The 13,222-nt window shown below is 70.7% G+C and carries 14 protein-coding genes; 10 read left to right on the top strand and 4 right to left on the bottom strand.

The annotated features are described in order from the left end of the window. Positions 1-13: 13 nt before the first annotated feature. Complete coding sequence (locus V1351_RS02505; protein WP_338750408.1) at positions 14-835, bottom strand: enoyl-CoA hydratase-related protein; 822 nt, start codon at positions 833-835, stop codon at positions 14-16. Next, a complete protein-coding gene (locus V1351_RS02510; protein ID WP_338750409.1) occupies positions 828-2,186 on the bottom strand; it encodes an MFS transporter in 1,359 nt (452 codons plus the stop codon). Before V1351_RS02510 ends, V1351_RS02505 begins: the two co-directional genes overlap by 8 nt. Positions 2,187-2,272: 86 nt before the next feature. On the opposite strand from V1351_RS02510, the gene V1351_RS02515 reads away from it, so the two are divergent. The 4 genes from V1351_RS02515 to V1351_RS02530 are packed head-to-tail and all read left to right on the top strand — an operon-like array spanning position 2,273 to position 5,970. Beyond that, positions 2,273-2,953 carry an HAD family hydrolase gene (locus tag V1351_RS02515; protein WP_338750410.1) on the top strand — a complete coding sequence of 227 codons (681 nt, stop codon included), beginning with the start codon at positions 2,273-2,275 and terminating at the stop codon, positions 2,951-2,953. A gap of 35 nt (positions 2,954-2,988) precedes the next feature. Next, positions 2,989-4,212 carry an acyl-CoA dehydrogenase family protein gene (locus tag V1351_RS02520; protein ID WP_338750412.1) on the top strand — a complete coding sequence of 408 codons (1,224 nt, stop codon included), beginning with the start codon at positions 2,989-2,991 and terminating at the stop codon, positions 4,210-4,212. A 23-nt stretch (positions 4,213-4,235) separates the two neighbouring features. Beyond that, positions 4,236-5,264, top strand: coding sequence for a phosphotransferase family protein (locus V1351_RS02525; protein WP_338750414.1), 1,029 nt, complete (start codon positions 4,236-4,238; stop codon positions 5,262-5,264). Between the two features lie 10 nt (positions 5,265-5,274). After that, positions 5,275-5,970 carry a TetR/AcrR family transcriptional regulator gene (locus V1351_RS02530; protein WP_338750416.1) on the top strand — a complete coding sequence of 232 codons (696 nt, stop codon included), beginning with the start codon at positions 5,275-5,277 and terminating at the stop codon, positions 5,968-5,970. A gap of 74 nt (positions 5,971-6,044) precedes the next feature. On the opposite strand, the gene V1351_RS02535 is transcribed toward V1351_RS02530, so the two are convergent. Then, positions 6,045-6,821, bottom strand: coding sequence for an SDR family oxidoreductase (locus V1351_RS02535; RefSeq protein ID WP_338750418.1), 777 nt, complete (start codon positions 6,819-6,821; stop codon positions 6,045-6,047). A 145-nt stretch (positions 6,822-6,966) separates the two neighbouring features. On the opposite strand from V1351_RS02535, the gene V1351_RS02540 reads away from it, so the two are divergent. From V1351_RS02540 to V1351_RS02550, 3 genes are read left to right on the top strand one after another with little or no spacing between them, the layout of a single operon-like run. Continuing rightward, the gene (locus V1351_RS02540; protein ID WP_338750420.1) at positions 6,967-7,968 is read left to right on the top strand and encodes an NADP-dependent oxidoreductase; all 1,002 of its coding nucleotides are present in this window, start codon (positions 6,967-6,969) and stop codon (positions 7,966-7,968) included. Between the two features lie 24 nt (positions 7,969-7,992). Then, the gene (locus V1351_RS02545) at positions 7,993-8,946 is read left to right on the top strand and encodes an NADPH:quinone oxidoreductase family protein (protein WP_338750422.1); all 954 of its coding nucleotides are present in this window, start codon (positions 7,993-7,995) and stop codon (positions 8,944-8,946) included. After that, positions 8,943-9,449 (top strand): thioesterase family protein, encoded by a 507-nt coding sequence (locus V1351_RS02550; RefSeq protein WP_338750424.1) that lies wholly within the window; start codon positions 8,943-8,945, stop codon positions 9,447-9,449. The genes V1351_RS02545 and V1351_RS02550 overlap by 4 nt, the downstream gene beginning before the upstream one ends. A gap of 78 nt (positions 9,450-9,527) precedes the next feature. Here the strand turns inward: V1351_RS02550 and V1351_RS02555 are convergent, their stop codons facing one another. Next, entirely contained in the window at positions 9,528-9,998 is a 471-nt protein-coding gene (locus V1351_RS02555) for a MaoC family dehydratase (protein ID WP_338750426.1), read from the bottom strand. A 103-nt stretch (positions 9,999-10,101) separates the two neighbouring features. Here V1351_RS02555 and V1351_RS02560 point away from each other — a divergent pair, with 103 nt between their 5' ends. Genes V1351_RS02560 through V1351_RS02570 form a run of 3 tightly spaced genes read left to right on the top strand, consistent with a single transcriptional unit; the run spans position 10,102 to position 13,219 of the window. Beyond that, positions 10,102-10,863: an SDR family oxidoreductase gene (locus V1351_RS02560; RefSeq protein WP_338750428.1), complete on the top strand. Its 762-nt coding sequence runs from the start codon at positions 10,102-10,104 to the stop codon at positions 10,861-10,863. Next, on the top strand, positions 10,863-11,702 hold the full coding sequence (locus tag V1351_RS02565) for an SDR family oxidoreductase (RefSeq protein ID WP_338750430.1): 840 nt from the start codon (positions 10,863-10,865) through the stop codon (positions 11,700-11,702). Before V1351_RS02560 ends, V1351_RS02565 begins: the two co-directional genes overlap by 1 nt. Continuing rightward, positions 11,699-13,219, top strand: a complete 1,521-nt coding sequence (locus V1351_RS02570; RefSeq protein WP_338750432.1) for an AMP-binding protein — start codon at positions 11,699-11,701, stop codon at positions 13,217-13,219. The genes V1351_RS02565 and V1351_RS02570 overlap by 4 nt, the downstream gene beginning before the upstream one ends. Positions 13,220-13,222 lie beyond the last annotated feature (3 nt).

The following is a 13,222-nucleotide window of genomic DNA, read 5'->3' on the forward strand; positions in this document are numbered from 1 at the left end:
CGGGACGCTCCCGTCAGCGGCCGAAGACGGGTGGACGCTTCTCCACGAAGGCGCGCGCCGCCTCGACGTGATCGGCGGACAGGCCGCACTCCTTGTGCCGCGGAACCTCGGCGGCCATGGACTCGGACAGCGTCTGCTGCGGTGCCTCGAGCAGGTTGCGCTTGATGTGGGCCAGCGCGAGGGTCGGGCCGTCGGCGAGTCGGCGGGCCAGGACACGGGTCTGCTCGACCAGCTCGTCCTCGGCCACCAGTCGGTTCAGCAGCCCCAGGTCCAGGCTGGCCTGACCGTCCAGACGTGGGTTGAGCATGAGCAGCTCGCGGGCCTTGGCCGGGCCGACGAGGTGGGTCAGGAGCCAGGCGACGCCGTAGTCGCCGGAGAGCGCCACGGCTGCGAAGGCAGTGGCCACGACCGTGCGCGGCGTCCCGATGCGCAGGTCCGCGGCCAGCGCGAGACCCAGACCGGCGCCGGCTGCGGCTCCGGGGAGGGAGGCGATGACCGGTTTCGGGAACCGGTGGATCCGGGCAACGGTCTCCTCCTGGTTCTGCAGCTGCTCGGCCACGGCGACCGGGTCGACCTCGGTGGCCCCGCCCCCTTCGCCGCCCTGCTCGTCGAAGTCCCTGACGTCACCGCCGGCACAGAACGCGCGGCCGGCGCCGGTGAGGACGAGCGCGCGGACCGCAGGGTCCTGCTCGGCCTGCTCCAGGAAACGGCTCAGCCCCTCGAGCATGGGCCGGGACATGGCGTTGCGGCGGTCGGGGCGGTTGAGGGTGATCGTGGCGACGCCCTCGGTGACGTCGTACAGGACGTGGTCGGCGGCGGTGGACGGGTCACTCATGGTGCTCCTCGGGGTGGGGATGGGTGGATGCGGTGTGTCGGGTCAGGGCGACCACGGCGGTCAGGGGGACGAGAGCCAGAACGAGCACGGCCCCGTCGAAGCCGATCACCCCGCCGAGGCCGCCCACGGCGGCCGCGCCGAGGCTCCCGCCCAGCAGGAAGACGAGGGTCAACAGGCCCAGCGCCCCGCCTCGTCCTCGGGTGGGGACCGACTCGGCGACGAGCATCGTCATCGCCGGCTGCCCCAGACCGAAGGAGGTCATCAGCACCAGCGTGGCGAGCACGAGCGGATAGGGCGAGGTGAGCGCGATCCCGAGCGCGGCCAGGGCCAGGGCGGACAGGACGCCCAGGCCGGCGACCCGCTGGGCGTGCGCCGCGCCCAGGCGCAGCAGCAGCGGAGCCGTCAGGCGCGGGGCGAGCAGCCCGAGCGCGGCGCAGGGGATGAGCAGCAGCCCGACGTGCAGGATCGGCCACCCGGCCGCGACGAGGGCCGTGGGGATGGCCACGAGCATGCCGAACCACGACGAGGAGAGACTGACGGCGGTGAGCAGGCTCGTGCGGGCGCCGCTGTCGGTGATCATGGCCAGCGGCAGGACGCCTTCGGGGTGGCGGCGCGCGCGCAGCACGGCGACGGGTGTGGCCGTGAGCAGGGCAACCAGACCCAGGGCGGCCACGACCGGGCCCAGGGTGGCGACCTGGAGGGACAGCACGGCACCGCTGGCCGCGATGGCGATGAGAGCGGCTCCGCCCACATCGAGGGTTGCGCCGGGTTGGCGGGTCGTCGGCAGGTCCCGTCGCACCAGGGGCAGCAGGGCCAGTGCCACGACGGGGATCGCGACAACGGGTCGCCAGCCGAGGGAGCCGACGAGGGCCGCCCCCACGACGGGCCCGAGCACGTTGACCGTGGCCCCCACGGAGGCATACGTCGCCATCGCCCGGGCTCGTCCGTCGCCATGGAAGATCGCCTGGACTGCCGCCAGTGTCAGGGCGGGTACCGCCGCCGCGCCCAGACCCTGCATCACGCGGGCGGTGATCAACGTCGGGAGGCTGTCCGCGAGTGCCCCCGCGCACGCGGCCGCCACCATGACCCACAGGCCCAGGACCAGGGGGGCGCGGATGCCGTGGATGTCCGCGAGTCGACCGAAGATGCCGCTGCCGACGGCCAGGGCCAGCGAGTAGCAGCTGACGACGAGAGCGGCTCGTCCGGGCGTGACGTCCAGGTCGAGGGCGATGACCGGCAGCGACACGGCCACCGCGGCACTGCCGAGCCCCGTCACGCCGAAGAGCGCGGCGAGGGCGGTCGCCAGAGCGCCCCGATGGGCCTCTGCCCGGGGGAGGGCGGACTCGACCATGCGACCTCGCGGAGACTTGAATCTGAATCAGAGTTCAAGTATACCTGTGTTCCACAGGTTGTCCATGTCCCGAAAGGTCCCAGCTGATGGCCCTGTCCTCCTCGCCCATCATGGACGCCGACGACGCACCGCGACGCTCGGCCGTCCTCATCGACTTCGGCGGCGTGCTCACGGTGCCCCTGCGGCAGGCCTTCACCGAGCTCGGTGCCGACCTGGGGGTCGACGCCGACACCGCCCTTCGCGTGCTGGCCACCCACGAGGGCGCCCGGCGCGCACTCGGCGAGCACGAGATCGGACGTCTGGACGACGAGGGCTTCGAGGACGCCTTTGCCGCGGCGCTGACCGACGCCGGCGGACGCGACGTCGAGCCGCGTGGTCTGCTGACCCGTCTGGGTGCCCACATGGAGCTGGATGAGTCGATGATCGACCTGGTGCGCGACCTGCGCGCGGCAGGTGTCCCCGTGGCCCTCGTCTCCAACTCGTTGGGCCGGGACAGCTATGCGCGCATCGACCTCGACGAGCTCTTCGACGTGACCGTGATCTCCGGCCGGGTCGGGGTGCGCAAGCCCTCGCGGCGGATCTACGCCATCGCCTGCGAGCAGCTCGGCGTGGAGCCTGACGAGTGCCTCCTCGTCGACGACCTCGAGCACAACCTCGTCGGAGCCGCCCGGCTCGGTATCGAGGGCATCCACCACCACCGCGCGGACGAGACGATCGTCGCCGTCCGGAAGGCCCTGGGGCTCGCGGTCAACACTCCCACCACCTGACGTCACCCGACGTCTGCACAGATAGGACGGCCACCATGTTCGAACTCAGTGAACGCGGACAGGACTACCGCGACCGGCTGCTCGCCTTCATGGACGAGCACGTCTACCCGGCCGAGTCGGTCTACCGGCAGCAGATGACTGCGGCCGGTGACCCCAACCACCATCCCCAGATCCTGGAGGACCTCAAGGCGGAGGCGCGCCGTCAGGGCCTGTGGAACCTCTTCCACCCGCACCCCGAGTGGGGCCCGGGCCTGACCAACCTCGAGTACGCGCACCTGGCCGAGATCACCGGTCGCAGCATCGAGCTCGCCCCCGAGGCGACCAACTGCAATGCTCCCGACACCGGCAACATGGAGGTGCTCACCCTCTTCGGATCCGACGAGCACAAGGAGAAGTACCTGCGACCGCTCCTCGACGGCGAGATGGCCTCCGCCTTCGCGATGACGGAGCCGGCCGTCGCCAGCTCGGACGCGACGAACATCGAGACCCGCATGGTCCGCGACGGTGACGAGTACGTCATCAACGGTCGTAAGTGGTGGACCTCGAACGCCCTGCACAAGAACTGCAAGGTCATGATCGTCATGGGCAAGACCGACCCCGACGCCCCGACCCACCGGCAGCAGTCGATGATGGTCGTGCCGATCGACACTGCGGGGGTGACGATCGAGCGGGGTCTGTCGGTGTTCGGCTACATGGACCGTGAGGGCCACGCCGAGGTGACCTTCACCGACGTGCGGGTGCCCGTCGACGCCCTGCTTGCCGGTGAGGGGGACGGCTTCATGATCAGCCAGGCACGTCTCGGGCCGGGGCGCATCCACCACTGCATGCGCGCCATCGGCGTGGCCGAGCGTGCACTGGACATGATGATCGACCGGGCGCAGAGCCGCACGGCGTTCGGAGAGCCGATCGCGAACCGGGCCAACATCATGGACTGGGTGGCCGAGGCGCGCATCGAGATCGAGATGGCCCGGCTGCTCACCCTCAAGGCCGCGCACATGATGGACACGGTCGGCAACAAGGTGGCCCGTACCGAGATCGCGGCGATCAAGGTGGCCGCTCCGAACGTCGCGCTCAAGGTGATCGACCGAGCCATCCAGGTGCACGGTGGCGGCGGCGTGAGCGATGACTTCCCGCTGGCCATGTGGTATGCGCACATGCGTACGCTGCGTCTCGCGGACGGGCCCGACGAGGTGCACAAGATGACCATCGCCCGTCGCGAGTACCGTCGGCGCAGTCCCGAGTGGGGGCGGAAGAAGTAAGTGGTCGAGACGAGGGAGAAGCGATGAACGACGTGAGCGAGGGCCTGGACACCCGGGCCATGAGCGAGTGGCTCCAGGGCCTGGAGGTCGGTCTGCAGCCTCCTGTGGACTTCGAGCGGGTCGGCCTGGGGCAGTCCAACCTGACCTACCTCGCCACGGACGCGAAGGGGGCACGGCTCGTCATGCGTCGCCCGCCCCTGGGCGAGCTGCTCGCCTCTGCGCACGACGTGGCCCGGGAGCACCGGATCCTCTCGGCGCTGCAGGGCACCGACGTGCCGGTGCCGTTGGTGCACGGGCTCTGTCAGGACGCGGCGGTCACCGACGTGCCGGTTCTCGTCGTGGACTTCGTCGAGGGGGCCGTGCTCGACGACCGTCGTGACGCCGAGGCGCTCGACCCCGCGGCCCGTCATCACGTCGGCTTCTCCCTCGTCGACACGCTGACCCACATCCACGCGCTCGACCTCGAGCAGGTGGGCCTGGCGGACCTGGCCAGCCACAAGCCGTACGGGGCCCGTCAGCTGCGTCGCTGGTCCCAGCAGTGGGACCTCTCCCGCACCCGCGACCTGCCGGACCTGGAGCGGCTCACCGAACGGCTCGCGGCGCGTGACCCCGGCCCCGGGGAGGTGCGCCTGGTCCACGGGGACAGCCATCTGCGCAATGTGATCATCGACCCGGACGGTGCCGACGTGCGCGCCATCCTCGACTGGGAGCTGTGCACGCTGGGAGACCCCCTGGCCGACCTCGGCACCCTCCTGGCCTACTGGCCGCAGGCCGGTGACCCCCCGACGATGCGCTTCGACGCCTCGACCGTCAGTGGCTTCGCCACCCGCACGGAGCTGGTCGAGCACTACGCGCAGGTCTCGGGCCGGGACGTGACGTCCGTCCCGTTCTGGCACGCGTTGGGGCTGTGGAAGCTCGGGATCATCCTCGAGGGGGTGCGCCGGCGTCAGCTCGACGACCCGCGCAACCTCACGGCGATGGGGGAGATCCCCGCCAAGGCGGTCGACGAACTCGTGGCCTGCGCGCACGTCGTGCTGGACGACGCCGATTAGTCTGTCGACCATGTCCAGCGAGAGCGACACCGCCAGCGCCCCACCGGACCTCGTCGACCCGACGAAGCTGGGCGTGCAACCGCAGACGGCCCGGGGGCAACGCACCCGTAACGCCCTGATCGCAGCGGCTCGCACCGTCTTCGAGCGCGACGGCTACGTCGACTCCCGCCTCGTGGACATCGTCGCCGAGGCGAAGTGCTCGATCGGCAGCTTCTACACGTGGTTCGACAGCAAGGAGGAGGTCTTCGCCGCCGTCCTGCACGAGGCGCAGAGCGAGATGCTCCACCCGGGGACCAACCGGATCGAGACCTCCGACGACCCGGTGGCGATCATCGACGCGAGCAACCGGGCCTACTTCGAGGCGTACCGGCGCAATGCCCGACTCAACCTGCTCCTGCAGCAGGTCTCGGCGGTCGACCCGCGCTTCCGCGAGATGCGCCGCGCGCGGGCCAGCGCCTTCGTCACGCGCAACGCCAGGGCGATCGCCGACCTGCAGGCCCGCGGGGTCGCCGACCGGGCAGTCGATCCCGAGATGGCGGCGAAGGCCCTGTCCGGCATGGTCTCGAGGCTGGCCTACGAGGTCTTCGCTCTGGGCGATCACGGCCCGCAGTCGGACCAGGAGTCCGTCGACGACCTCGTGGGCACCGCCACCCGGTTGTGGACAAACGCCCTGGGCCTGACCGCGCCGGAGCTGCGCGCGGACTGAGTGAGCGCGCCACCACCACGACGTGACGAGGGGGGCCTGCCGCGGCAGGCCCCCCTCGTCACGTCGTGGGAAGGTCACCGGGCGATGGTGACCCCGCCGTCGACGGTCAGGGTGCTGCCGACGACGTAGTCGCCCGCCGTGGAGGCGAGGTAGATCGCTGCGGCGGCCATGTCCTCGGATCGGCCGATGCGGCCGGAGGGGATGTGCGCGGAGATCTCCTCGGCGTGGTCGCGGGCCTCCTTGTTCATGGTCGAGGCGAAGGCGCCGGGGGCGATCGCGCTGACGACGATGCCCTCGGGTGCCAGACGGGTGGCCATCCGCTTGGTGAGGTGGACGATCCCGGCCTTGCTGGCGTGGTACGAGTACGTCTCGAGTGGGTTGAGGGACAGCCCGTCGATCGAGGCGATGTTGATGACCTTGGCCAGGTGCCCGCCGCGCTGGTGACCGGCCAGCAGGAGGGGCTTGGCTGCCTGGGTGAGGAAGAAGGGGGCCTTGACGTTGAGATCCATGACCTTGTCCCAGCCGCTCTCGGGGAACTCGTCGAAGGGTTGGCCCCAGGCGGCCCCGGCGTTGTTGACCAGGATGTCGAGGTGGTCCTCGTGCTCGCCGAAGTCGGCGAGGAGGGCGGCGATCCCCTCGGTCGTGGACACGTCGCCGGGGAGGGCGACGCACCGGCCGAGTGCGGACAGCTCGGCGGCCGTCTCCCGGCAGGCCTCGGCCTTGCGGGCACTGATGTAGACCCGGGCACCCTGGCTGAGCAGGCCCTCGGCGATCATCCGGCCGATACCGCGGGAGCCGCCGGTGATCAGGGCGACGCGGCCGTCGAGGGAGAAGAGGGAGGAGATGTCCATGGAGGGTCCTTCTGTCACGGGGGTGAGGTGGTGGTGCTGCCTCGACCGTAGCGAGACGTGAATCCGGGTTCAAGACTTAGTTGAGGTGGGATTCACGTTGTGGGATGGTGGCCGCAACCATTCGCCGAGCGACGCAGGAGAGTTCATGAGCTGGTCATCGCAGGAGGCCCGTCTCGCCGAGCGACCGACAGGTCGCCCGGACGCGAGCACGTGGGACATCACCACGGTGGAGGTCCCGGACCCCGAGCCGGGACAGTTCCTCGTCAAGGTCGACCTCATCTCGCTCGACCCGGCCATGCGCGGCTGGCTCAACGACGTGCGCTCCTACATCCCGCCAGTCGGCGTGGGGGAGGTGATGCGGGCCTTCACCTCCGGGGAGGTGGTGGCCTCCCAGCACCCCGACTTCGCGGTCGGGGACGCCGTCAGCGGCGTCCTGGGAGTGCGCGAGTACGCCCTGTCCGACGGGAAGGGGGTGACGAAGCTCGATCTCGACGTGGCCCCCGCCGCCACTTGGCTCGGTGCGCTCGGCATGCCGGGTATGACCGCCTACTTCGGCCTCGAGGACGTCGGTCGTGCCCAGCCGGGTGAGACAGTGCTCGTCTCGGCGGCGGCCGGGGCCGTGGGCAGCACGGTCGTCCAGCTCGCCAAGGCCAAGGGGTGTCGCGTCATCGGCGTCGCCGGCGGGCCGGAGAAGGTCGCGTGGTTGCGTGAGCTCGGGTGCGACGAGGCCATCGACCGTCGTGAGGGCAACCTCGTGCGCCAGGTGCGCCGCGCCGCCCCGGATGGAGTGGACGTCTACTTCGACAACGTCGGCGGCGAGCTGCTCGACGCCGCACTGGCCAACCTCGCACGCGGCGCGCGCATCGCGATCTGCGGCGCGATCGCCTCCTACAACGAGGAGTCCCTGCCCCCGGGGCCCAGCCGCTACATGTCGTTGCTCGTCTTCCGCGCGACCATGCAGGGGTTCGTCGTCTTCGACTACGAGGACCGCTACCCCGAGGCGGTCGCCGCCATCGCCCGGCTCGTCGACCAGGGGCAGTTCGTCGCCACCGAGACCACCCTCGTCGGCGGCGTCGCCGGGTTCCCCGAGGCGCTGCTCGGCCTCTTCGACGGGGTCAACACCGGCAAGCTGCTCCTCCAGGCCTGACCACCACTGACCGAAGGACGATTCATGCGCGCCATCCACATCTCCTCCCTCGACGGGCCCGACGCGGTCGAGCTCGTCGACCTGCCCGACCCCGGCGCAGAGGGCCTGGTGACCATCCGGACCCGGGCTGCGGGGGTCGCCTTCCCCGAGCTGCTCCAGACCCGGGGTCTCTACCAGATGAAGCCCGACCTCCCCTTCGTCCCCGGGGCCGAGGTCGCCGGTGTCGTCGAGAGCGCTCCCGAGGGGAGTGGGTTCACACCGGGTGACCGGGTGGCAGCGCTGACGCTGCTCGGCGGGTTCGCGGAGAAGGTCCAGGCGCAGCCGGACCTGACCTTCCCCCTGCCGGACGGGGTCTCCTTCGAGGAGGCAGCGTCCTTCACCTTCAACTACGCGACCGTCTACTTCGCGCTCGTCGAGCGCGGTGCGCTGGCAAAGGGCGAGAGCGTCCTCGTGCACGGCGCGGCCGGTGGTATCGGGACGGCGGCCATCCAGATGGCCAAGGCCTTCGGTGCCGACCGCGTCATCGCAGTGGTTTCCACCGAGGCGAAGGGGGAGGTCGCCCGCGAGGCAGGTGCCGACGAGGTCGTCCTCGCCGACGGCTTCCTCGAGACGATCGGCAAGGCCTGCGTCGACGTCGTCGTCGATCCCGTGGGCGGGGACCGGTTCACCGACTCGTTGCGCTCGCTGAAGGAGAACGGTCGGCTGCTGGTCATCGGCTTCACCGCGGGCGAGATCCCCACGGTCAAGGTCAATCGCCTGCTGCTGAACAACGTCTCCGTCGTGGGGGTGGGCTGGGGTGCCTACGCTTTGTCGCGGCCCGGCCACGTGCGCAAGGAGTGGGAGGCCATGCTGCCGCACCTGCGCAGCGGCGCCCTGCGACCGGTCGTCGGGGCCACCCACGCACTGGAGGACGCGGCGCGGGCGCTGACGTCGCTTGAGGGGCGCACGGTCACCGGGAAGGTCGTGCTCGTGCCATGAGCGCCCTGCCCACCCTGAGCGAGGTCACCCAGATCCGTGCAGCCCGTCGCACCGTCGCGGGCCCGGAGTGGGAGGACGAGAACGGTCACGTCAACGTCCTGCACTTCTACGGCTTCCACAGTCACGCCGCCGACGACGAGCTGACCCGGCTCGGCGTCGACGACGACTACCGCGCCTCCCGTGGATGCGGGGTGTTCAGCGTGGAGCACCACCTGCGCTTCTTCGACGAGGTGCGCATCGGCGAGGAGGTCTCGGCCCACCTGCGTTGGCTGGAGCGCGCCGACAAGGTCTTCCACGCGGTGTCGGTGCTCGTCAACCACACCACCGGACGGGTCGCCAACACGCTGGAGGTGGTCGAGGCGCACGTCGACCTGACGACCCGGCGGGCGCGGAGCATCCCCGACGACCTCGCCGCGCGCATCGACCGGGAGCTCCTGGTCCACTCCGGACTGACCTGGCAGGTCCCACTCAACGGCAGCATGGGAGTGCGCGCACGGCCCTGAGGGTCTCCGGCGGCGGCACGAACTCGGGCCCCACGACCGGGTAGGTCGTGGGGCCCGAGTTCGTGCACCGGGGGCGGCTCAGCTGCTGAAGCGTCCGATCGACTCGGCCACGAGGATCGGCTTGTCGATGCCATCGGCCTCGACCGTGAGCTGGGTGATGACCTTCACCGCGCCGGGGGAGGTCTCCTCGACGCTCATCAGCTTCGCGCGCAGGCGGATGCGCGAGCCGACCGGGAGCGGGTGGATGAAGCGCACCTTGTCGTACCCGTAGTTGAGGCTGTGCGCGAAACCGTCGAAGGCCATCAGCTCCTCGAGGAAGGCCGGGGTGCGCGACAGGCTGTAGAGGCCGTGGGCAATGGTCGAGCCGAAGGGGCTCTGCGCGGCCCGCTCCGGGTCCACGTGGATCCACTGGTGGTCCCCGGTGAGGTCGGCGAATCCGTCGATCGTCGCCTGGTCGACCACGTGCCACTGCGTGGGGCCGAGCTCGACGTCGACGAGCTCCTTGAGGTCCTGCACGGACGAGGGGCGGTGCTGGGCGGTCTGGGTCATGGCAACTCCTGGCGTGTCGGACTGGATCCACCAACCTAATTGAACATGAAGGCGGGTTCAAGTATGGTCGCACCGTCCGGAGTCGTAGATCACAGGAGCTCTCATGACCCAGAACCAGCAGCGCGTCGCCGTCGTCACCGGCGCGGCGCGCGGGATCGGAGCGGGCGTGGCCCGCCGTTTCGCCGCGGACGGGATGGCCGTCGCCGTGCTCGACCTCGACGAGTCGAGCTGTGCAGGTGTCGTCGACGAGATCGCCGGCGCCGGTGGGCGCGCGCTCGCGGTCGGCGCCGACGTCTCCGACCCGGAGCAGGTCGAGCCGGCCGTGCGGCGGGTGGCCGAGGAGCTCGGTGCGCCGACGGTCCTGGTCAACAACGCCGGGGTCATCCGCGACAACCTGATCTTCAAGATGGACGTCGCCGACTGGGACGCGGTCATGGCCGTCCACCTGCGGGGAGCCTTCCTGATGACCAAGGCCGTGCAGTCGCACATGACCCGGGCCGGCTTCGGCCGGATCATCAACCTCTCCTCGACGTCCGCCCAGGGCAACCGGGGGCAGGTCAACTACTCCGCCGCCAAGGCGGGCATGCAGGGCCTGACCAAGACCCTGGCGATCGAGCTCGGCAAGTTCGGGGTGACGGCCAATGCCATCGCCCCCGGCTTCATCGAGACGGAGATGACGGCCGAGACCGCTGCCCGGATCGGGATCAGCTTCGAGGAGCTGAAGAAGATGGCCGGCGATGCCGCTGCCGTCGCACGCACCGGACGGCCGGAGGACATCGCCCACGCGGCGTCCTTCTTCGCCAGTGAGGGGGCCGGCTTCACCACGGGCCAGGTCCTCTACGTCGCCGGCGGGCCGTGCGACTGATGGGCGCGCAGATGGAGATCGCGGGAAGCACGGTCGTCGTCACCGGGGCCGCCGGCGGCATCGGCGCGGCCATCGCCCGGCGTCTGCTCGAGGCAGGTGCCCGTGTCGTGGTCTCGGACCTCGACCAGGAGCGACTCGCGGCGACCGCCGAGCAGCTGGCCGAGGTGGCCGGTGCCGCGGAGGTCGTGTCCGTGGCCGGTGACGCCTCGGCCGACGCCGACATCGAACGGATGATCGCGGCCGCGCAGTCGTCCTTCGGGCCGGTCGACATCTTCTTCGCCAACGCCGGTGTCGGGGACGGCAGCGGGCTGCAGGCCAGTGACGAGCAGTGGCAGCTGGCGCTGGACGTCAACGTCCTGGCGCACGTGCGTGCGGCCCGCCGGCTGGTGCCCGGGTGGCTCGAGCGAGGGTCGGGGTACTTCGTCAGCACCGCCTCCGCGGCTGGTCTGCTGACCCAGATCGGTTCGGCGACGTACTCGGTGAGCAAGCACGGCGCGGTCGGTTTCGCCGAGTGGCTGGCCGTCACCTACGGCGACCAGGGGATCGGGGTCAGCTGCCTGTGCCCGATGGGCGTCGACACCGACATGCTCCGCACCGGGATGACCTCGGGCGGTGGCGAGGGGGGCCGGGTGGCCGCGGCCGCGGTGACCGGGGCCGGGGACGTGCTCGACCCTGCGAGCGTCGCCGACGACGTCCTGGCCGCCGTGCAGAAGGGATCCTTCCTCGTCCTGCCCCACGCTGACGTCCACGAGTTCCTGCGTCGCAAGGTCGATGACCACGACCGCTGGATCGCGGGGATGCAGCGCTACAACCGTCACCTGACCGGAGGTGGGCAGTGAACAACGCCGTACGACTCATCTGGGAGGGGGCCGAGAAGCGCCCCGATGCCCTCGCCCTTCGCGAGGACGACCGCTGCTGGACCTACGCCGAGCTGCGCTGCGGTGTGCAGGGCGCGATGGAGCAGCTGCGTGAGCGTGGGATCGCCGCGGGGGACCGGGTCCTCGTCGTGGTGCCCACGAGCGCGGAGTTCGTGCTGGCGTACCACGCGATCCTGGCGATGGGTGCCACGGCGGTCACCGTCAATCCGCTGTGCACCTCGCGCGAGCTGGCCCACTTCGTCGAGGATGCCGGGTGCTCCGCCGCGCTGGGGTGGCACGAGGATGCGGCAGCGGTGCGGGCCACGGCGACGGACTTCGGGATGGACCTGTGGCTCCTGGAGCCCGGGGCGGTCGCGACAACGGGTGGGGGGAGACCGGCCGAGGTCGACGCCGACGATGCGGCGGTCCTGCTGTACACCTCGGGGACCACGGGAGCACCCAAGGGGGCGGTCCTGACCCACGACAACCTGGTCGCCTGCGGCGCTGCGCTGAACGAGGCGCTCGACCTCAGTCCCGAGGACTCCATGGGTACGGCACTGCCGTTGTTCCACGTCTTCGGCCAGGCCGCGGTGATGTTCACCGCCTACGCGGCCGGTGGTTGCCTCAGCCTGCAGCGTCGGTTCGACGCCGCCGGCCTGCTGCAGATGGCCGCCGACCAGCAGCTGACCGGCATCGCCGGAGTGCCGACGATGTGGAACGCCATGCTGCACGCGGAGACCGACCTCACGGCAGCCGACCTGGTGCGCCTGCGCCTGGCCTGCTCCGGTGGTGCCGCGCTCCCGCTGGAGGTGGCCAAGGCCTTCAAGGACCGCTTCGGCGCGGTCGTCCTCGACGGGTACGGGCTCAGCGAGACCACCGGGGCCGCGACCTTCAACAGCCTCGCGAACCCGCGCAAGGAGATGAGCGTCGGGCGTGCCCTGCCCGGCTGCCGGCTGGCGATCCTCGACGAGGACCGCCGCGAGCTCGCGCCCGGTGGGACCGGTGAGGTCGCGATCAGCGGCCCGGTGGTCATGCGCGAGTACTGGGACCGTCCGGATGCCACCGCGGCGGTGCGCGAGGGGGAGTGGTTCCTCACCGGCGACATCGGACGGATGGACGAGGACGGCGATCTGTGGATCGTCGACCGCAAGAAGGACCTGATCATCCGGGGTGGGTACAACGTCTACCCGCGGGAGGTGGAGGAAGTCCTCTACGGGTACCCCGACATCCGCGAGGTGGCGGTCGTCGGCGTGCCCGACGACCGCCTCGGTGAGGAGATCGCCGCGGTGGTCTCGCCCCAGCCGGGGGCAGACATCGACCCGGGCGAGCTGCGGGCCTGGCTCGAGGAGCGCCTTGCTGCCTACAAGGTTCCCCGCGTCTACCAGCTCATCGACGAGCTGCCCAAGGGACCGACGGGGAAGATCCTCAAGCGTGGGCTCGATCGGGAGTCGATCTCCACCGCCGGTGACCGCCCGTCGCGGGCCACCTCCAGCCACTGATCG

This window comes from Janibacter sp. A1S7, from assembly GCF_037198315.1.
GTDB classification, from domain to species: domain Bacteria; phylum Actinomycetota; class Actinomycetes; order Actinomycetales; family Dermatophilaceae; genus Janibacter; species Janibacter alittae.

What these genes read in the sequence shown, in the direction of transcription:
- V1351_RS02540 (WP_338750420.1), top strand. Translation starts at nt 6,967, where the DNA reads ATGAGCTGGTCATCGCAGGAGGCCCGTCTCGCCGAGCGACCGACAGGT.
- V1351_RS02565 (WP_338750430.1), top strand. Translation starts at nt 10,863, where the DNA reads ATGGGCGCGCAGATGGAGATCGCGGGAAGCACGGTCGTCGTCACCGGG.
- V1351_RS02555 (WP_338750426.1), bottom strand. Translation starts at nt 9,998, where the DNA reads ATGACCCAGACCGCCCAGCACCGCCCCTCGTCCGTGCAGGACCTCAAG.
- V1351_RS02505 (WP_338750408.1), bottom strand. Translation starts at nt 835, where the DNA reads ATGAGTGACCCGTCCACCGCCGCCGACCACGTCCTGTACGACGTCACC.
- V1351_RS02510 (WP_338750409.1), bottom strand. Translation starts at nt 2,186, where the DNA reads ATGGTCGAGTCCGCCCTCCCCCGGGCAGAGGCCCATCGGGGCGCTCTG.
- V1351_RS02535 (WP_338750418.1), bottom strand. Translation starts at nt 6,821, where the DNA reads ATGGACATCTCCTCCCTCTTCTCCCTCGACGGCCGCGTCGCCCTGATC.
- V1351_RS02520 (WP_338750412.1), top strand. Translation starts at nt 2,989, where the DNA reads ATGTTCGAACTCAGTGAACGCGGACAGGACTACCGCGACCGGCTGCTC.
- V1351_RS02530 (WP_338750416.1), top strand. Translation starts at nt 5,275, where the DNA reads ATGTCCAGCGAGAGCGACACCGCCAGCGCCCCACCGGACCTCGTCGAC.
- V1351_RS02560 (WP_338750428.1), top strand. Translation starts at nt 10,102, where the DNA reads ATGACCCAGAACCAGCAGCGCGTCGCCGTCGTCACCGGCGCGGCGCGC.
- V1351_RS02515 (WP_338750410.1), top strand. Translation starts at nt 2,273, where the DNA reads ATGGCCCTGTCCTCCTCGCCCATCATGGACGCCGACGACGCACCGCGA.
- V1351_RS02525 (WP_338750414.1), top strand. Translation starts at nt 4,236, where the DNA reads ATGAACGACGTGAGCGAGGGCCTGGACACCCGGGCCATGAGCGAGTGG.
- V1351_RS02545 (WP_338750422.1), top strand. Translation starts at nt 7,993, where the DNA reads ATGCGCGCCATCCACATCTCCTCCCTCGACGGGCCCGACGCGGTCGAG.
- V1351_RS02550 (WP_338750424.1), top strand. Translation starts at nt 8,943, where the DNA reads ATGAGCGCCCTGCCCACCCTGAGCGAGGTCACCCAGATCCGTGCAGCC.